The 19,820-nt window shown below is 47.4% G+C and carries 18 protein-coding genes; 1 reads left to right on the forward strand and 17 read right to left on the reverse strand.

The window, feature by feature from the left end; genetic code table 11:
• Window positions 1-17 precede the first annotated feature (17 nt).
• Genes N2245_RS02505 through mraZ form a run of 7 tightly spaced genes read right to left on the reverse strand, consistent with a single transcriptional unit; the run spans window position 18 to window position 7,142 of the window.
• A complete protein-coding gene (locus N2245_RS02505) occupies window positions 18-1,130 on the reverse strand; it encodes a lipid II:glycine glycyltransferase FemX (RefSeq protein ID WP_494535150.1) in 1,113 nt (370 codons plus the stop codon).
• Window positions 1,131-1,158: 28 nt separating this feature from the next.
• Window positions 1,159-2,193 carry a phospho-N-acetylmuramoyl-pentapeptide-transferase gene (mraY, locus tag N2245_RS02510; protein ID WP_494535151.1) on the reverse strand — a complete coding sequence of 345 codons (1,035 nt, stop codon included), beginning with the start codon at window positions 2,191-2,193 and terminating at the stop codon, window positions 1,159-1,161.
• Window positions 2,190-3,581, reverse strand: coding sequence for a UDP-N-acetylmuramoyl-tripeptide--D-alanyl-D-alanine ligase (locus N2245_RS02515; protein WP_494535152.1), 1,392 nt, complete (start codon window positions 3,579-3,581; stop codon window positions 2,190-2,192). The genes mraY and N2245_RS02515 overlap by 4 nt, the downstream gene beginning before the upstream one ends.
• 7 nt (window positions 3,582-3,588) lie before the next feature.
• A complete protein-coding gene (locus N2245_RS02520) occupies window positions 3,589-5,337 on the reverse strand; it encodes a peptidoglycan D,D-transpeptidase FtsI family protein (protein WP_494535153.1) in 1,749 nt (582 codons plus the stop codon).
• The gene (locus N2245_RS02525; protein WP_012875555.1) at window positions 5,324-5,755 is read right to left on the reverse strand and encodes a hypothetical protein; all 432 of its coding nucleotides are present in this window, start codon (window positions 5,753-5,755) and stop codon (window positions 5,324-5,326) included. The genes N2245_RS02520 and N2245_RS02525 overlap by 14 nt, the downstream gene beginning before the upstream one ends.
• 27 nt (window positions 5,756-5,782) lie before the next feature.
• Window positions 5,783-6,706, reverse strand: a complete 924-nt coding sequence (rsmH, locus tag N2245_RS02530; RefSeq protein ID WP_494535154.1) for a 16S rRNA (cytosine(1402)-N(4))-methyltransferase RsmH — start codon at window positions 6,704-6,706, stop codon at window positions 5,783-5,785.
• 1 nt (window position 6,707) lies between these two features.
• Window positions 6,708-7,142 (reverse strand): division/cell wall cluster transcriptional repressor MraZ, encoded by a 435-nt coding sequence (mraZ, locus tag N2245_RS02535; RefSeq protein ID WP_494535155.1) that lies wholly within the window; start codon window positions 7,140-7,142, stop codon window positions 6,708-6,710.
• A 165-nt stretch (window positions 7,143-7,307) separates the two neighbouring features.
• On the opposite strand from mraZ, the gene N2245_RS02540 reads away from it, so the two are divergent.
• Window positions 7,308-7,535 (forward strand): hypothetical protein, encoded by a 228-nt coding sequence (locus tag N2245_RS02540; protein WP_494535156.1) that lies wholly within the window; start codon window positions 7,308-7,310, stop codon window positions 7,533-7,535.
• Window positions 7,536-7,538: 3 nt separating this feature from the next.
• On the opposite strand, the gene N2245_RS02545 is transcribed toward N2245_RS02540, so the two are convergent.
• From N2245_RS02545 to N2245_RS02590, 10 genes are all read right to left on the reverse strand, one after another.
• The gene (locus N2245_RS02545) at window positions 7,539-9,284 is read right to left on the reverse strand and encodes an acetyl-CoA carboxylase biotin carboxylase subunit (RefSeq protein ID WP_494535157.1); all 1,746 of its coding nucleotides are present in this window, start codon (window positions 9,282-9,284) and stop codon (window positions 7,539-7,541) included.
• Between the two features lie 179 nt (window positions 9,285-9,463).
• A complete protein-coding gene (locus N2245_RS02550) occupies window positions 9,464-10,969 on the reverse strand; it encodes an acyl-CoA carboxylase subunit beta (protein ID WP_494535226.1) in 1,506 nt (501 codons plus the stop codon).
• A 54-nt stretch (window positions 10,970-11,023) separates the two neighbouring features.
• On the reverse strand, window positions 11,024-12,589 hold the full coding sequence (locus tag N2245_RS02555) for an acyl-CoA mutase large subunit family protein (RefSeq protein WP_494535158.1): 1,566 nt from the start codon (window positions 12,587-12,589) through the stop codon (window positions 11,024-11,026).
• Between the two features lie 17 nt (window positions 12,590-12,606).
• Window positions 12,607-13,029: a methylmalonyl-CoA epimerase gene (gene mce, locus N2245_RS02560; protein ID WP_494535159.1), complete on the reverse strand. Its 423-nt coding sequence runs from the start codon at window positions 13,027-13,029 to the stop codon at window positions 12,607-12,609.
• Window positions 13,029-15,245: a penicillin-binding transpeptidase domain-containing protein gene (locus N2245_RS02565; RefSeq protein WP_494535160.1), complete on the reverse strand. Its 2,217-nt coding sequence runs from the start codon at window positions 15,243-15,245 to the stop codon at window positions 13,029-13,031. Before N2245_RS02565 ends, mce begins: the two co-directional genes overlap by 1 nt.
• The gene (locus tag N2245_RS02570; RefSeq protein WP_494535161.1) at window positions 15,242-15,745 is read right to left on the reverse strand and encodes a hypothetical protein; all 504 of its coding nucleotides are present in this window, start codon (window positions 15,743-15,745) and stop codon (window positions 15,242-15,244) included. Before N2245_RS02570 ends, N2245_RS02565 begins: the two co-directional genes overlap by 4 nt.
• Before the next feature lie 9 nt (window positions 15,746-15,754).
• On the reverse strand, window positions 15,755-16,471 hold the full coding sequence (locus N2245_RS02575; RefSeq protein ID WP_494535162.1) for a type 1 glutamine amidotransferase: 717 nt from the start codon (window positions 16,469-16,471) through the stop codon (window positions 15,755-15,757).
• A gap of 2 nt (window positions 16,472-16,473) precedes the next feature.
• Window positions 16,474-17,862 carry a MurT ligase domain-containing protein gene (locus tag N2245_RS02580; RefSeq protein ID WP_494535163.1) on the reverse strand — a complete coding sequence of 463 codons (1,389 nt, stop codon included), beginning with the start codon at window positions 17,860-17,862 and terminating at the stop codon, window positions 16,474-16,476.
• Between the two features lie 19 nt (window positions 17,863-17,881).
• A complete protein-coding gene (gene mreC, locus N2245_RS02585) occupies window positions 17,882-18,712 on the reverse strand; it encodes a rod shape-determining protein MreC (RefSeq protein WP_494535164.1) in 831 nt (276 codons plus the stop codon).
• A 15-nt stretch (window positions 18,713-18,727) separates the two neighbouring features.
• Window positions 18,728-19,795 (reverse strand): rod shape-determining protein, encoded by a 1,068-nt coding sequence (locus tag N2245_RS02590; protein ID WP_494535165.1) that lies wholly within the window; start codon window positions 19,793-19,795, stop codon window positions 18,728-18,730.
• Window positions 19,796-19,820: the final 25 nt, after the last annotated feature.

Consider the following 19,820-nt stretch of genomic DNA (forward strand, 5'->3'; position numbering starts at 1 on the left):
TACGAACAGCTCCGGTATTAGTAGAAGTTATCGTTCTTGAGGCGCATATACAGCCTGTAATAGAGGGGCTCAAAGTTATACCAAGCCCAAGCACGGAGCTTGTTGACATGGAGATCATATATACCTAGGAATTCAACTATCTCCCCGCCAAAACCACTCTTGAAGCGGTAGAGCCCCCACATCGGATCACTTTCATTTAGATTATCTGGGTTAGGTATAGCGACCATATCATAGTAGGTAAGCCCCTGGGACTTAGCCCAACGCATAACTTCCCACTGCAATAGGTATGTGGGCATTAGGTTCCGCTTCTGGTTACTTGAAGCACCTATCATATACCAGTACTTGTGCCCAAAGGTGTAAACTACCATCCCTGCCAGTCTTTCACCCTCGTGTTCAGCGAAGAAGAAACGTGCTCTGCCGGCTTCCTTCATCTTCGTCCAGGCAGCCATGTAGTAACTCTTAGGTCTGAGAACAAAGCCATCCCTTTCGGCAGTGATTCTGTGAAGGTTATATAGATCTTCTAATGCCTGTGGAGTATCGTCCTCAACGATGTGCACACCCTTCTTCTGAGCCAACCTTATGTTGTAACGAGTCTTGCCCTTCATACGAGACAACATCTCATCTTCCGATGGGGTAAGATCCACCACCATTGTGGTCTTGAACTGCAAGTCATATCGAGCCTTTCTAAATCCCAGATCCTTGAGGACACCTTTGACTTGCTCATTCTTTTCCAGAACCTCTGGTTCGATCTTTACCGTATGAGCCTTCTCACGTTTGGCAACCGTAACTACACCTTTGAAGAAAGCGCGTACCGCATCCTCGTCATCCCAAGGTATCCACGGCCCCTTAGGACAGTACATAACATGCCCACCAACAAATGGTGTCCTGCGCACCAGAAACTGCCCAACCCCCACTACCTTGCCGCTATCACTCAAGGTCAAGCGCACTGGCTTCCAACCATACCTGCTTTTGTGCTCGCCCCATTCGTAGCTCTGAAGAATGTGTCCACCTCCGGGGCTTTCCTCAAGCCAATTGTCCCATTGTTCCTGAGTAGCACTTCTGGTCTCAGTAACCTCATATTTCCTCGTACGAGTTGAGCGTGTTCTCTCCATGGTATTGATATCCGCCATTGATCTCCTTCCAGAAAATTCAAACTTGCTATGAGAGTGCTAGAGCAACACCCACCAAAGCTGCTGCTACACCAACTATCCAAAATCGCATAGCTATCTGAGTCTCCGCCCAACCTTTGAGCTCAAAATGGTTGTGTAAGGGCGCCATCCTGAACAGCCTCTTGCCTCCTGTCAGCTTGAAATATCCAACCTGCAGGATCACGCTCAGGGTAATAGCTACAAACATAAGACCAATAATAGGCAGAAGAAGCCACTGGCCAGTCATAAGTGCTACAACAGCTAACAGAGCTCCTAAAGAAAGCGCCCCTGTATCTCCCATTATCACCTCGGCAGGGTGAGCGTTATACCACAGAAAAGCTAGAAGAGCCCCTATCGTTGTGAAGCATAGGGTGACTATGTACCTTTGTCCCTGTAGGAAAGCGATTATGCCGTAGGCAGCAAAGCTCAAAGCTAGTAACCCACCCGCTAGAGTATCCAACCCATCACTTAGATTCACAGCATTGCTGGTAGCCACAATGACAAATATAGCTATGGGTATATAGAAAACACCTATAGGCACCTTTCCATAAAATGGTATATACATACTGTCTAGCTCAAACCAATAGTGGAGAACGATGCCAGCGCCGGTTGCTATGACCATTAGCCAGAGAAACTTGAATCTAGCTGTAAGTCCGCTGCTTTTCCCCCCGCTCAAATTGAGCAGGTCATCAATAGCACCCAGAGTTCCACAGGCAAGAACAACCAGCAATGGCAGTATCAGAGATCGCCTCTCGTAGATCCACCAGTATCTTACGTTGAAGATCGCGTTGACGAGGAACACTCCTAACCAAATCATGATCCCACCCATCGTCGGTGTTCCTTCCTTTACAAGGTGGGTCTGTGGTCCTTCAATCCTGATCTTCTTACCTATACCACGCCTTCTGAGTTCATTGATAATAGGTCTACCAATAATTAGGGTGACCAGGAACGTCAGGGCTGACAGCAGCAGAGCCTCGCGCATCACCTCGATGCGTGCCAGCTTTACCTCTGTCTGAAACATGCTGAGGAGAACTAGAGGTATCATTGGGTCACCTCATTCTGAACGGTAAGAGCAGCAACAACTTTATCCAGAGAGACTATCCTTGAAGCCTTTACAAGCACTACATCGCCCTCATGTAAGTCTCTCTTCAGCACATCTATCGCTTCCTGGTAATTTTTCAAGGTCACCACATCGCCCGGATTCATTCCCGCCTGCAGAGCGCCCCTAGCTATTATCTGTGCAAGTTCGCCAACCGTATAGAGCTTATCGCAGACCTCAGCAGCTCTAGCGCCCACCTTCAAGTGTCCCTCTTCCGTAAAGTGCCCGAGCTCCGCCATATCTCCTAAGACAGCTATCCTATGCCCCTCGATATCATTCAGCAAATTAAGAGCTGCGAGCATGGATGTTGGGTTAGCGTTGTAAGTATCATCTATGATGGTGCTACCGTTGATACCCCTGTTGACTATTAACCTAAGACCAGGTGGTAATTCCTTGATTGCCTGTACTATCTCCTGGTCTTCCATTCCCATCACGTGTGCCACTGCGACGCTAGCCAATATCGTATGCACGCTATGCCTGCCAAGTAGGGGTGCCTTAACCTGATAAGACCTATCGCCTATGTGCAGGACGAACCTTATTCCGTTCAGACCCTCACTTACGACATCAGTTGCTCGTATATAGGCTTCTTCATCGAGTCCATACCAAACCACTTGTGCCTTAGTTACATCAGCCATAGCCTTGACGCGGTGGTCATCTCTATTCAAGATTGCAAAGCCGTCAGAGGGAAGAGATCTAACAAGCTCAGACTTGTTCTCAGCGATCCTCTCAAGACTCCCCATGCGGCCTATGTGAGCATAACCCACTACTATGACGACCCCTATGAAAGGCTTAGCTATAGAGCATAGATACTCTATCTCTCCCATCCTATAGGCACCACCCATTTCAAGAACAGCAACCTCTACCTCGGGTGTTAGTCCAAGTAGAGTGAGAGGTAGTCCTATCTCATTGTTGTAGCTCTTTTGGCTACGAAGAGTTACGAACTTTCTGCTGAGGATCGAAGCAGTTACCTCCTTAGTGCTTGTTTTACCAACACTTCCGGTGATACCTATAGTTTTAGCAGGCATCTTATTGCGCCAATGGGCAGCTAGCCTGCCAAGTGCCAAGACGGTGTCATCGACTTCAAGTGCTAGGACATTCCCTGGGATTTGGATGGATGGGGCTCTACTCAGCACTAACGCTTGAGCGCCCCTTGATACGGCATCCTGGATATAATCATGCCCATCAACCCGCTCGCCCCTAATAGCTATAAAGACATCACCTTTCTTAACAAGACGAGAGTCGGTGGTTACATCACCGACTTCTCTTTCAAGATCGAGTGTAGAACCAGAAAGTATTTTCCCGTTCGTCCCCTCTTTTATGTCACGCAACTTCATACGAACACTACCCCTGTTCACCACTACTAGTCTCTATTTGTTCTGGCTGATCCGGAGGAATATTGTAGTATGTGTACAGTTTGCGAGCTAGTTCCTTGAAAGCTGGAGCTGCAACCTCAGAACCCCAGCGCGAGCCTTTAGGCTGATCTATTTTGATTAGCGCAATAAACTTAGGATGCTTGACAGGCGAATAACCTATGAAAGACGCTATAGTCACATTTGGATCATACTGGCCATTCACTGGTACAGAAGCGGTACCCGTCTTACCTCCGACCGAATATCCAGGTATTCTAGCAACCTGATACTCCCCTTCTTCGACGACGGTCTTCATCATGCTCTTTAGAGTCTCGGCAACTTGCCTGGACAACACCCTTCTAACTACTGTCGGTCGATTCTCCTTTATTACCTTCCCATTCCTTTCTATCTTGGAGACCACATAAGGCCTCATCAACAATCCGCCATTGGCCACCGCTGCCTGAGCAGTTATCAGCTGTATTGGAGTTACAGCTATACCTTGGCCATAAGCATTAGTGTACAAGTTGATTGGTGACCAGTTCTTGCTAGATGGCAATACAAGGATACCAGTTGCTTCTCCCTGCAGGTCAATACCAGTCTTCGCACCAAAGCCAAAGTCCTGAACCTTTCTATAGAATCGATCCTCGCCAAGTTTGGTGCTTACGTAAGCTGCTCCCACATTAGCAGAGTTCATGAGAACCTCTGTCATGCTTTCGTTAGGGTGTGGCCTGCCATCCCAGTTGTGTATGGTGTACCCGTAGACATTGAGATAACCCTTGTCATCGATTCGGGTATCGGGAGTGATAACCCCAGCTGCCAGACCCGCAGCCATAGTTATGATCTTGAAAGTAGATCCAGGTTCATAGGCTGAGCTAATGGCAGGGTTTGAAAACACCGAAGTGTTCCTAACGTTGTAGAACTCCTGTGGGTTGAAGGTAGGGTAGGAAGCCATCGCTAATATCTCACCAGTATACGGATCCATAACTATGATACTTCCCCCCTTAGCTTTCTGCTCCTTCACAGTTTTCTGGAGCACCTCCTCTGCATAATATTGCACCGTAGCATCTATAGTCAGCTGCACATCCGCCCCAGGCCTTGGAGGGATGACCTGGCGTTGGGCTACTGGAATCCAGTTACCAGCAGGATCCTGTTCGGCTATCATCTTTCCAGGCTCGCCTGATAGGTAATTATTGTATTCTCCTTCCACGCCATAAGAGCCCACGTTTTCAAAATTGGTAAAACCTAGAACCTGGGCAGCCAAAGAGCCATTGGGATAAGCACGAGCAGTTTGAGGTTCGAAACCTATCCCTGGTATATGTAAAGCTTCTATCTTCTCTTTCTGTTCAGTCGTAAGCCTGGTTGCTATAGATACCCACGGCACATCTTGAGTAAGCTTGTCAGCTATCTCCTTTGCTGGGACCCCGACAAGAGGGGACAGCTGTCGGGCAGCAACCTCTGGATCCTCGACATACTGCGGAGTTGCATACAATCTGTAGACCGTTATATTAGAAGCCAGTATCTTACCATTGCGATCGTAAATTCTACCCCTTGGTGGGTCTATTTCTCTGATAAGCTGATGGGCTTGCTCAGCCTTACTGGCCAGAAAAGATCCCTGTATAACCTGTAGGTAGAATAACCTACCTACAAGCACAAGGGCGAACCCTAGGAGAACCCACAAAACGAATTTGAGTCTCCAGCCAGGTAGACCATGGTCGTCAGAATAGGTCCTAATCGTGGACATCTAGACCTCCTGGCAGTTGCTGCTCCTCAACATGGTCGCCAGATTTGAGGTCTTCTGGACGTACGTTAACCGGGAGGTACTTATATTCGCGTATTGGACGCATCTTCAACTTCTCTCGAGCGTATCGTTCTATCTCTGGAAGGCTTTGCTTGAGACTGATCTGATAGATCAGATTATCTGTTTCTCTTTGGGCTTCGGCCTGCTGAGCCTGGACTTGCTGTATCTGGTATCCCAACACTGATACCCTAGTTGTCTGTACTAGATAAAGCAGACATGTGAGCGCAAGTAGAGTAACACCTCCTATAAACATCGAAGCAGAGTCCATCTCAAAGTACATCGGGAAACGGCGCCTCTTTACCTTGGCAGCCGTAATTGGCCTAGGATTGAAGGTCCTCGACCTAGAAGATATAACAGCCATAACAACACCTCCCAGAGTAATCTTGACCTACAACTTCTCCGCGGCTCTCAACTTAGCGCTGCGACTCCGAGGATTTACCTTTACCTCTTCCCCAGACGGAACTATGGGCTTTCGAGTCAGCACTTTGATCTCAGGATGATGATTACAAGTGCACACCAGCTGCTCCGGCGGACATATACAACCTTTCGAACGCTCACGCATGAAATGCTTTACAATGCGATCCTCAAGCGAATGGAAGCTTATTACCACAAGTCTACCGCCGACCCTCAGAACACGAAGAGCACCAGCCAGCCCTTCCCTTAGAGCGTCCAATTCATCATTGACGGCTATCCTTAGAGCTTGGAAGGTTCTCGTGGCTGGGTGTATCCTCCCTCTTTTGCCTCTATAAACAGATTCCACTGCCTGCACTAATTGCTCGGTAGTAACAATAGGTTCGCGACTGGATTTTATAGCTCTGGCAATCTGTCTACTTTTGGGTTCTTCTCCGTACTCCCATATAATGCGAGCTAATTCCTGTTCAGAAGACTCTCTAATAATGTCCGCCGCGGTCTTACCACTGGTAGGGTCAAAACGCATATCCAATGGCTCATCCCTTCTAAAGGAGAAACCAGCAGCCCACGCATCTACCTGCATGGAAGATATACCTAGATCAAACAGCACACCATCACACGGGTTAAAATCGTGCTCGTTAGCAACCTGCTCAATGTACCTAAAATTCGTGTGCACCAGTACATATCTGCCAACAAACCTACCTAGCCTCCGCTGAGCTAACTCAATAGCCCTGGGATCCGCATCCAGCCCTAGCAGCCTCCCCGATGGTGAACTTCGCTCCAGGATTTTCTCCGCATGCCCGCCAGCACCTAATGTAGCATCGATATACTTACCATCAGGATGGATATCTAGCAGAGCTATGGACTCCTCGAGAAGCACACTAGTGTGCACCCTAAACACCTCACATCATCCCCAAATCCGCTAGGGTCTGGGCTATGTCTGCGGCATTTTCTTCGCTCTGGCGCTCCATTTCCTCCCATCGGGATTTGTCCCATATCTCTATGTATGTATCCATACCGGCAACCACTACCTCGGATGTAAGGCCAGCAGCCTCGCGAAGGTATTCAGGAATAAGTATTCTTCCCTGCTTATCAAGCTCAGTATCACAGGCCTGCGCAAATAGCACCCTTCGAATTATCCTCGCCTTCTGGTCAGTAACTGGGAATCTATTGAGAGCCTCAGTCAGCTTCTTCCACTCCGACATAGGATAAACCGTCAGACACGGCTCAAAACCTCTGGTGACAACAAAGCCTTCAGCCAGCCTAGCCCTGAACTTGGCCGGCATAGCCAATCGCCCCTTATCATCCAGCTTGTTGTCAAACCTTCCAAGAAACACTTCGTAGCTCCACCTGGGGGAAAGTTATCCACATTTCCACCCACTTATCCCCACTTTCAACCACATTTATCCACAGGTCACCATTATGGGGACAAAAAGGACAAGTTACAAGGCTCAAAAGCATCTATGTTATAATAGAACGTAGGTTCACAAAGGAGGCTGATAATGTTTCTTGTATGGTTTGATGATTCAAAAAAGGTTGCTACTGAAGAGAAGATAAAAAATGCGATCGAAAGATATGTAGAGAGGATGGGGCAGCATCCTAATGTTTGCCTAGTAAACAAGGCGGATGCTAATGTCAAGGTAGAGGGCATATCGATTCATGCAGTGGATTACGTGCGGCCCGGATACTACTGGGTAGGTATAGAAGATGAGACTCAACAAGCAGCATAAGCATTAAGAGGATATTTCCATTAACGGCTGACCGACAACTACTGGGTTTCCAGGTTCAACAAGCAACTTGGAAACCTTTCCATTTTTATGAGCTGCTATCTCGTTCTCCATCTTCATCGACTCTATGATACAAACTGGCTGGCCAGCGGACACCGTCTCACCCTCTGATACTAGCACTCGCAATAAATTACCTTGAATAGGGCTAACAAGAGTATCTTCGCCCGTTCTTCTGGCAAGTCCCGTACTCGCAGCGGCTCGTAATTTGTAGGAAGATGGTTTTGTCTTCTGTCTCTTGCTCTCTCCACTACTGTAGAGAATTACCTCGAATCTCCTGCCATCCACCTCCACTATCAGTGTCTCCCCGTTGTAAGAGTGAGAATCTGTAGATGGCGTAGACGGGGTAGAGCCGGCGAGACGGATTTCATCCATATGGTCCTGAACGAAGTGGGTACTTACTGGACCTTCAATGAATTCCTTCCTATTTACCATCCAACGATGAAAGTCCAATGTAGAGGGAACACCTTCGATTACGTATTCCATTAGCGCTCGACGGAGCCTATCAATAGCTTCTCGCCTATCCTTGCCCCAAACTATTAGCTTTGCAAGAAGAGAATCATAATCGGAAGCAAGCTCACAACCAGAGACAATCCCACTATCCACCCTAACCCATGGGCCAGCAGGCTCATGCAACTTACCTATTCGACCGCTTACTGGCATAAAGTCATGGGTTACATCTTCGGCATTGATCCGACATTGGATAGCGTGACCTAAAGGTGAGCTCGGGACATCAACAAGATATCCAGCTGCGGTCAGTATCTGCATAGCAACCAGGTCACAACCATAGACCATCTCGGTTACTGTATGCTCTACTTGCAAGCGGGTATTCATCTCCAGAAAGTAAAAATCACCGGATGGTGCCAACAGCATCTCTACCGTACCAGCGCTTTTATATCTAACAGCCTTGGCAAGATTGACAGCAGCTAATTCCATTGCTGCCCTGGTGGAGTCATCTATCAAAGGGGCTGGAGCCTCTTCTATAAGCTTCTGCCTTCTTCTCTGAGTGGAGCAGTCCCTCGTACCTATTGCGAAGACCTCCCCGTCGCACCTACCAAATATCTGTACTTCCACATGTCTTGGATGAGGGAGATACTTCTCTATATAGACATTAGAGCTACCGAAATAGCTTAGACCCTCACGCTGTGCAGTCTCTATAGCACCGGCTAACTCACTCAGAGCATTTACCGCTCTTAATCCCTTGCCCCCACCACCTCCCGCAGCTTTAATCACCACGGGAAGGCCGTGCTCAGCCACGAAACTTTCAGCTTCGCTAAGCTTTTCTAATGGGCCGTATCCAGGCAATATCGGCACTCCAGCCTCAGCAGCTAAGGATCTAGCTTGTAGCTTATCGCCCATCTTGAAAATAGCGTCATGAGAAGGCCCAATAAAGGTGATTCCAGCATCCTTGCAGGCCAAAGCGAAATCAGCGTTCTCAGAAAGGAAGCCATAACCTGGATGTATCGCATCGCAGCTAGATCTCTTTGCTATCTCGATAATCTTTTGAATATTCGTATAAGTTTCTGACGACGATCGTCCGTGTAAAGAGTAGGACTCATCCATCCAGTCTAAAAAGGGAGCCTCACGGTCCGAATCTGAATAAATACCCACCGTCTTGACACCTAGATCACGGCAGGTGCGTGCTATCCTAATAGCTACCTCACTCCTATTAGCTATCAGAATCTTTTTGAACATAACGTCTCGCTAACCTCTCAAAATAGTAGGTTCCCCTTCTAAGCCCAATAGCTTCTAACCTAGAAAAAGTTTGCCACGCACTTGTAGCTACATGCTCCTGGCTTGGTAGCTTAGCTTTTTCCATGGTCATCAGTGCAGCAAGAATTGCAACCATGTATTCTTGTGGAACATCTCTTGTCTTAAAGCGGAATGTTACCATGCTTTTTGCTCGGAGGTATCTCTCTCTTTGTTCTAAGCAGCCTCAAAGCATTGATTAGCATCTTTCTTGTATCTTTCGGATCTATGACATCATCCACATAGCCACGAGAGGCAGCATGATAGGGATCGGCAAACTGAGCCCTGTATTCATCAATAAGCTGTTGAGCAAGAGCTTCGGGATCTGTGGCCTCTGCTAAACGACGTCTATGCAGGATCCTTATAGCACCCTCGGGTCCCATGACTGCTATCTCTGCAGTAGGCCACGCTAGATTGATATCTGCCCTTATATGCTTGGAACACATAACGTCGTAAGCTCCACCGTAAGCTTTACGGGTTATAACCGTTAGCTTAGGAACAGTGGCTTCCGCGTAGGCATACAACAGCTTCGCGCCGTGACGAATTATACCCCCGTACTCCTGATTGGTACCCGGGAGGAATCCGGGCACATCTACGAACGTGACTAAGGGTATATTGAACGCATCACAGAACCTTACAAACCTAGCAGCCTTTTCAGAAGCATCTATATCTAATGTGCCAGCCAATACCTTAGGTTGATTACCCACTACCCCTACAGCAAATCCGCCAAGACGGGCGAAAGCTGTAACGATGTTCTGCGCCCACTCGGGTTGAACCTCAAGCATATAACCTTCATCGACAACGTCCCTTATAACGTCTCGCATATCATAGGGTTTATTAGGACTATCCGGTAATACTGATAGTGCCACCAAACATTCTCGTTCAGGAGAATCCTCAGTTTCATAGAATGGTGGATCTTCAAGGTTGTTTTGTGGCAGGAAGGTCAATAACTCTTTTACCTGCTCAAATACCGTTGGCTCGTCCGGTGCTATAAAGTGAGCCACACCACTCTTTGTACTATGGGTTGTTGCGCCTCCCAGCTCCTCAAAAGTCACATCCTCTCCTGTAACAGCTTTTATAACCTCTGGCCCAGTAATAAACATATAACTGGTGTTTTCAACCATGAATATGAAATCTGTTAATGCTGGAGAATATACAGCGCCTCCTGCACAGGGGCCGGCTATCACACTCAGCTGTGGGATAACACCACTTGCCTGCACATTACGCCAGAAGATCTCAGCATATCCCCCAAGAGCCACAACACCCTCTTGGATTCTGGCTCCTCCAGAATCGTTGATGCCTATCATGGGAGCTCCGACCTTCATTGCCAGATCCATTACCTTACAGATCTTTTCGGCAACCACCTCTCCAAGTGATCCACCGAAGACCGTGAAATCTTGGGAATATACAAATACCCGCCTGCCGCCTATAGTTCCGTAGCCCGTTATCACTGCATCTCCTAGCGGTTTCCTGTCACGAATCTCTTCGGTCCGGTGAGTTACAAAAGCATCGATCTCATGAAAGCTTCCATCGTCAAGCAACAGATCAAGCCTCTCCCAGGCTGTAAGCTTGCCTTTATCGTGCTGCCTAGAGGCATTCGATTCTCGTTGCTCCTGCAGCTGAGCTTTCATATCCTGCAGTTGTCTTATCCTAGAATCCAAACTCACTATATACTCTCTCCTCATCTAATAAGGCGGATTATATTCGCCGAAGACAGACCTCAGAGCATCACATATCTCACCAACAGTTGCATAGGAAGCTACAGCTCTCTTAATAACTGGGAGAAGATTATCCTGAGATGCAGCGACTCTCCTGATCTCCGATAGAGATTCCTCCACTTGAGAAGTATCTCTCCTATTCCTCAAATCTTTCAGTCGCTGCTTTTGCTTATACTCAAGCTCTTCATTCACCCTGAGAGTTTCCACTCTCTCCTCTTCATCGGTCTGAAATTTATTTACGCCTACCACAACACGTTCCTGGGACTCCATGGCCAACTGTCTAGCGTAGGCGGATTCATGTATCTGAGATTGCATCCACCCTGTCTCTATAGCACGGACTGCACCGCCTAGATTTTCAACTTCATCGAGCAGAGACCAAACTCGATTTTCTATCTCCTCCGTTAGGTGTTCCACAAAGTATGACCCCCCTAAGGGATCAACTACCGATGTGACACCTGTCTCATAAGCGAGTATCTGTTGTGTTCTAAGGGCCAATCTTGCAGATTCAGCTGTGGGGAGCGCTAGCGCCTCATCATAAGCATTAGTGTGCAAGCTCTGGGCACCTCCTAAAATAGCAGACATCGCCTGGTAGGCTACCCTTACTATGTTGTTAAGTGGTTGCTGAGCCGTAAGAGACGCACCACTTGTCTGGCAATGAAACCTCAGCTGCATAGATCTAGAGTTCTTTGCACCAAATCTTTCCTTAACTATCTTCGCCCAGACACGCCTGGCAGCCCTGAACTTCGCCACTTCTTCAAAAAAGTCGCTGTCAGCAACAAAGAAGAAGGACAATCTTGGAGCAAAATCATCTATCTTGAGCCCTGCCTCCAAGGCACGTTCACAGTATGCAATGGCATTAGCCAAGGTAAAAGCAACTTCTTGTACTGCTGTAGCCCCAGCCTCACGAATGTGATAGCCGCTTATGCTAATAGGATTCCACTTAGGTAAGTGTTGGCGACAATACGCAAAAGTGTCCGTTATAAGCCTCATAGATGGTTCTGGTGGGAATATATATGTCCCACGTGCCACGTATTCCTTCAAAATATCGTTCTGTATAGTGCCGGAGAGTTGTTCAGGAGATACCCCTTGCTTCTCAGCTACTATTTCGTACATGAGCAATAGTATGGCCGCTGGGGCATTTATGGTCATGGACGTACTGACCTTGTCCAGTGGTATACCGTCAAATAGCCTCTCCATATCCTCCAGCGAGGATATAGCTACTCCAACCTTACCAACCTCACCAGCAGCCAGGGGATGGTCAGAATCGTACCCCATCTGGGTGGGAAGGTCAAAAGCTACAGATAATCCTGTCTGACCATTGGACAGCAGATACTTGAAACGGGCGTTGGTTTCTTCAGCGCTACCGTACCCAGCATACTGCCTCATAGTCCATAACCGGGCTCTATACATCTCTGGATATATGCCGCGAGTATATGGATACTCTCCCGGCTTAGAATCGGGCGTGTATACCTGCTCATAAAAGCTTCTAAGCTCTATACCGGAAGCCGTCCTAAATTCCTTCTGGTAAGACAAGTCCTCACCTCCGCCCGTCAATTAGACTTATCGTCTACGTGCTGTACTAGCTCAATCAATATCCCATGAGTGGATTCAGGATGAATAAAAGCCACCAGGTGTCCGCCTATACCCTTTCTGGGTTTGCTATCTATTAGCCTATAACCTTCTGACTCCAGCCTGCCGAGTTCTAATTCTATGTCTTCTACTACATAAGCTACATGGTGAAATCCTTCTCCTCTTTTGTCGAGAAATCTAGCCACACCACTATCATCTACAGTTGGGGTAATTATCTCGAGCCTGCTATCTCCAACCTGCAACAGAATCACGAATACTCCTTGTTCTGGAATATCATTCCTCATGATCTCAGTTGCAGATAGCATATCTTTGTAATGCTGGGCTACCATTTCAGCATCTCTGGTGACAAGAGCCACATGGTCTATAGAATACTTACGGATCACTACTTGTTCCTTTCAAGGTAGTAATTGATTATCTTGGCTCCCACTTCAGGGGCAGGATCCGAGCCTGATTTTACACTATCAATGACTACAGCTATAGATATCTTCGAATTTGTATAGGGAGCAAAAGCAGTGAACCAAGAAATAGGCTTCATACCGTGCTTGGCCAACACCGTTGGAGGTGTTCCTACCATCACCCCAGCATCGATATTTCTAGACAGCAATCCTTGCGCCCGTAAATAGGACGCAGCACCGCTTTGTAGAGACTGCAGCATGGCTTGGCGTATTATATCTAGGTATTTGGATGAGACAATGTTCTTGCTACGGACTTCAGGGGCAAACTCCTTCACGGTTTTTCCTCTGGGATCCACAACCCTAAGGACTAGCCTCGGCTTATACAAAGTACCTTCGTTAGCCACAGAGGCCGTAGCAGCAGCTACCTGGATCGGCGTCACGAGAGTGTAACCTCTTCCCACCCCTGTACTTAGGGTATCGAATATGGTCCAAGGAGTGTCTGGATAATTCTTCTCCTTCCACTGAGCATCTGCCAGCAACCCGGAAGACTCTCCGCTTAGATCTATTCCCGTTCTCTGTCCAAAACCGAAAGCTCTAAGATACTTATTAACAGCATCTATACCTATTCCCTGGAAATTTACTGGCAGTTCCGCACCGGGAGGATAATACCTTAGTGGCCTGCCCATAATGTCGATTTGTCCCGAAGGGGCAGACACCAAGTAGAAGAAGACATCACAAGACTTGGAAAGAGCACCAATCACGTTCTCGCTTGTCACCTTGGAAGTGCTCCAGTCATAGACCCTCTGGCGTACTATACCGCTAGCACTGGTTACCACTGGGACATCTATATAACCACCGCACTGCAGCTTAGTGTCTGCTCTTATAGCCCCCTCTGCCAAGCCAGCTGCAGCAATATATGGCTTGAGTACCGAGCCAGGCATGTACATACCACTGATTGCTTTATCCAGTAGTGGGGCTCCAGGGTCCTGTTGTAACTTGTTGTATTCCTGATAGGATATACCACCTATAAAGGCGTTGTTATCATAGCTTGGGAAGCTAACCATGGACAGAACATCGCCGTTTTGAGGGTCTATAACTACCGCGGCCCCAGATCTAGCACCGCTTTGCCTGACAGCAGCGCTAATCTGCTCATATACAAACTTCTGAAGGTCAGAATCTATCGAGAGTACTACATTGTCGCCTGGGACAGGATTTGTTATATCACCCTCTCTAACTACCCTGTTAGTGCTGGTTACCTCAACTTCTTTGTGTCCTTCTACTCCTCTAAGATAAGGCTCCATGAGAAACTCGAGCGCAGCTCTACCTACGGTAGCATCTAGTCTGTAAGGCTCTTGACCAAACTTTTCTGCCAGTGATTGTAGGTAATCAAGCTGCTCAGCCAAAATCTTGCCTGTATAACCTATCAGGTTCGAAAATACTGGCCCCTGAGGGTAGTCCCTTGATGATGAGTACTCTACAGACACCCCAGGTAACAATACCCTCTGCGATTCTATAGATAGGGCTACATCACGAGGAACGCCCTCTGCGACTTCCACAGGTTGAAATGGAGGCACCCCGCTATGCTCAACTAGCCACTGTAACCTCAAGACCGCGTTGAAACCTTGTACACCTTCCAGGGACTTCCTAATAGATGCCAACCTGTCAGATGGTATATCCTCCAGTAGAACTTTAGGCGATTCATCTTTCTTTGAAGCTTTAATAACACCAGCAACGTCTTCTGGTGCCAACCCCAGTTTCTGAGCTACCAATCTAGACACAGCATCTATATTGTTGTTTGAGATCGTACTACCATTTACATAGACTACCGCACCAAGATGCAGCCAACTCTCAAGCCTACTTAGTACCTCTTGGTAATGCGACTCATCCTCAGGCATATCAGAAAGCGTTATATAAACCTTCCACTTTGGGACGTTATATACTAATTGCTTACCGTTTCGGTCATAGAAGAGCCCTCTCGGGGGTTCTATTGGGATCAACCTTATGGAATTATTTCTAGCCATCTCCCTATACTGGGGACCATCGACTACCTGTAGATACCAGAGCCTAACAGCTAGGATAGCGAAGGCTAAAACGATGAGCAGTTTGAATATTGTCCACCGTCTACCGGTATCCGGTGGAGGGCCATCTGGATCTTGACCGGTATGTAGCCATCCTTTGTAGAACAGCTTGGGATTGAGGCTCATATCGAAGATATCCTCTTCCTCTGACCGCCAACGCCTAACTTCTTTACTAGCAAGTATATTGGCGCAGATAGTAACGCATTTATTGCTATGGAAGGTAATAACCACCTAACCAAGAAATCAAACCAAAGATTACTCCATCCTGATATATAGCCCATAAGCACATTCGCAAAGCCATAAACTATCGTGGCTAGCACGACGCCTACGGGCGCGGCAAAAGGAGACCTGAGTAATAGCATGTGATAAACCACGTACATCACCATGGCGGCCAAGCTCAAAGATACGAAACCAGCTCCTACAGAAAATCCAGTGGACAAGTCACTTAGAAGGCTTACCAACGCAATCGTGATAACTGCCAAGTATGGGGTCTGCATTACTACTATCAATAGAGTGAGCACTAACCAAAGGTTGTTGAGCAAAAAAACAGGAAAAATAGGAATAAGGACAGAGTGTATGACTATAAACGACAGCAAGGCCAATAAGAGCAGTCCTAATGATCTCATAAAAAGCACTTACCTTGGTCTGGCAGCTGCAATATCGTGAGCAAGAACCTCAAAGGTATCATCCAGTTTACTTAGATCTATTTTGCCATACCTCCTGCTCAGAGCCAGGCCAAGGATATGGTCTGTAAGTACGTGGTTCTTAGGGAGTATAGGACCATGCATATAGGTACCGAACACAGTTCCGGATACCACCCCTTCTGTGCCATCCTTGCCGTTATTACCCTTACCCTTTAAAACCTCACCAAGAGGTTTAGCTCCTTCACCCAGATAGGTCAATCCACTATGATTTTCAAACCCCACAATTTTTCCATAAGGTGAATCGACGATAACATTGCCTATAAATCTCTCGTTACCAGCGATTGTGTAAGAGTTTATTAGCCCAACGCCCTCGATCCGAGGGGCATTCCAAGGCTGATAATATAATCCGAGCAGTTGGTATCCTCCACAAACTGCTAGCACAACTGCACCGTAATCTACCGCCGCCCTTAGCCTCTCACCGTTTAACTTTTGAAGATCACGAGCCGCTACATATTGTTCCTTGTCCTGCCCACCACCAAACACGAATACATCAAAATAATCAGGATCTATAGGGTCGCCTGGATTTATAATCTTGACAATGGGGTCTATTCCCCTCCACTGAGCACGTTTTGCCAACGCAATAACATTACCTCTATCCCCATAGATGTTCATTAGACCACCATAAAGAAAGCAGATCCTTAGCTCCATATTCAATCCTCCCAATAAGGATCAACCCACCCTCGGGAGGACATTATCTTCCTGAGGTCCAACATGGCAGTGTAGGTAGGCATCACCCTAAGCTCCCCTCCCGAAGAGGTCAGACTAAGCGACTTATCCAGAGCATCCTCTAAACGTTTTACCAATCGAATATTGGAGGGGTCTACACCAGCGTACTTTAGGCGCAGGGCCATATCTGCACCACGAATCCCACTGACTACGAAAGGACTATTTCTGGAAGCCAGCATCTCAAAATCAGCATCCCATAACCAAGATACGTCTCTACCATCTGCAAAGTTGTCATTTATCGCAATCAATATTGGATCATCTGAATCATCGTAAGAGAACATTCTAAGGACCTCGTTACAGCCCACCGGATTCTTGATCAATGCAAGCACTATTTGTTTGTCCCCTACTTTGACTCTCTCGAACCTACCAAATGCTGCTTCAAAGGAGCGTATTGTTTGCTCAACCAAAGATACCTCTACACCTGCTTCCATAACGAGTGAACACGCTGCCAGTGCATTGTAGACGTTGTATAAACCTGGAAGAGGCAGATCAAGATGCAAGACAGATTGAGAATGGTGCAACTCAAAAGTTACGCTTCTTACACCGTTGAACTTTATTCCTCTCGCCTCATAATCTAGGGCAGGCCTGCTAAAACCACAATTGAGGCAACAGTAATTGCCCATATGGGACACATATACAGAGGAATATAGTAAACTTCCGCCACAGTCAGGACAAAATACTGCATCCGCCGCATGCGGTAGATCGCGCATTGCTACGTCATTGTCATTGAGACCATAGTAGACAACTTTGCAGTTTACTTGACGGGCAATCGATACAAGCGAAGGATCGTCAGCATTGACTATAAGTGTAACTTCGCTTGGTAGCTTGGATATAGCTTCGACCCAACGCTTACGCACTGTATCGATCTCACCATACCTATCAAGCTGATCGCGGAATAAGTTAGTGAGCAGAATAGACCTCGGTCTCAGGCAGGAGAGGACTCCAGGCAGAGAAGCTTCATCTACCTCAAACACAGCCAAATCTGCGGCAGGCATCCCCGAAATACTGGAATTGTCCACTAAGGAAGAAGCTATCCCTCTGACTAGATTGCTCCCAGACCTATTATGTAAAACCTTATAGCCATCCGTCTCAAAGCATTCGGCAATTATTCTACTGGTTGTAGTTTTGCCATTCGTACCGCTAACTAAGAAAACGCCATTCTCTAAACGACTCGATACAAAGCCAACGACATCAGGATATATCCTTTGTGCCACCAGGCCAGGTAAAGCTGTACCACCACCTCTACCAGAGGCACGAATCAACCTGCCGGCAAGCTTAGCGCTAAGTATGGCTACAGATAGCCTCAAATCCAAATGCCTGTCTCCCTAGAGGTTACGTATTGACCACTACGAGCACGCGATCAACCGATCGCACGTCTACCGCAGGTATAACTTCCGCTACTTGCTCTAACCCTGAGTCAGAGCTTTTGACTGACTTTACCTGCCCTATCAAAAGGCCACTAGGAACTATCCCCCCTAGATGCCCCGTAACTACCCAATCACCCGCCTTTACTCTCGGCTGACCATCAGGCATCTTACCAACTTCGATATACCTTAGCTCCAATAGTCCTCCTCTCTGCCACCTACCCTCTAGAACGCCATCAGCTTGGGTTCTAGCTATCTCAGCGCTTACAGAACTATCTATATCCGTGATCAAAAGCACTTGAGATCGATGCTGTTCTACATTCATGATCTGACCAACAAGAGCTCCTCCAGGGTGCACAACAGCTTGCCCCACTCGTACACCATCGGCAGAGCCCTTGTCAATAACAAGATATTGATGCATAGCCGTTGGATCACGAGCTATGACCATGGCATTTAGCATCTTTAGATCTGTCCTAGCTCGAGCAAATCCAAGTTGTTGCTTCAGCTCCTCGTTTTCCTTCTGAAGGCCCTGCAGCTTAGCATTCTCGGCTTGGAGCCGCAGTATCTCCTGCTGTAGCCTTCTGTTCTCCTGTTCGAGCCTTCCAGCAGAGATGATAGAGGTACTAAAGTCATCTACAAAATAGCCAACAGAGGATACAGCCCTTTGAACAGGGACTATGATCGTATCAGCAAGATCTATAATAGGGGAAGTAAGTCTAGGGCCACTGGCCAAAATCAGAGTCAGACCAACTATAGCAAGCAAGGCAAGCGCTGTTACACCCTTGCGAGCATCAGTCATACTACCCCCTCTCTTTTACTGAGAGACAGCGGCACGACGCATCTGCTGACCAGCCCTTAAAGCATTTTGGTATTCCATCAAGCTTTCAACTACCTTACCAGTTCCTCGGGCTACACATGTAAGTGGATCGTCAGCTATACGTACAGGCATCTGTGTCTCAGCGGCTATCCTCTTATCGAGCCCGAGAAGTAGGGCTCCTCCACCAGCCAAAGTTATCCCATGCTCCATAATGTCAGCTATGAGCTCTGGAGGTGTCTCCTCGACCGCTAACTTGACAAGCTCAACAATCTCATCCACTGGGCCCTTTATAGCTTCCCTAAGATCTATACTAGAAACCTCCACGGCCTTTGGTAGACCAGTAAGTATATCTCTGCCTCTAAGAGTAACCCTACGCTCTTCCTCCAAAGGATAAGCTGAACCAGCAACAATCTTGGCAGCCTCAGCCATTCTCTCACCAATTAGAAGATTACACTCATGACGGGCAAACTGTATGATAGCTTCATCGATCTCATCTCCGCCCACTCTTATAGAGTGGTTGATGACAATCCCTCCCAACGAGATGACGGCTATCTCAGTAGTTCCTCCACCTATGTCCACCACCATGCTACCAGTGGGCTCGTTTACAGGAAGGCCGGCACCAATTCCAGCAGCCATAGGTTCCTCGATTGTATAGGCCTCTCTAGCACCAGCAGCGATGGCGGCATCTTTAGCTGCCCTCTTCTCAACTTCCGTGACACCACTAGGTATCCCGATCACTACTCTTGGTCTTGATGGATAGATGCTGCCATTGTGTACCCTTTCAATGAAGTACCTGAGCATCTTCTCTACGATATCAATATCAGCGATGACACCATCCTTGAGCGGTCGTACAGCAACTATATTTGCTGGCGTCTTGCCTACCATTGCCTTGGCTTCAGCCCCTACAGCAAGCACCTCTCGTGTCTTTTTATCTATAGCTACCACAGAGGGCTCGGAAATCACTATCCCTCTACCTCTTACGTGAACCAAAGTATTTGCAGTTCCTAGATCTATGCCAAGATCTCTACTGAATAATCCGAATAGTGCGTTTATAGGAGACCTCATATTACTCCCATCATCGTTCTCATAG

It is taken from the genome of Thermobaculum sp. T2p (assembly GCF_059335935.1).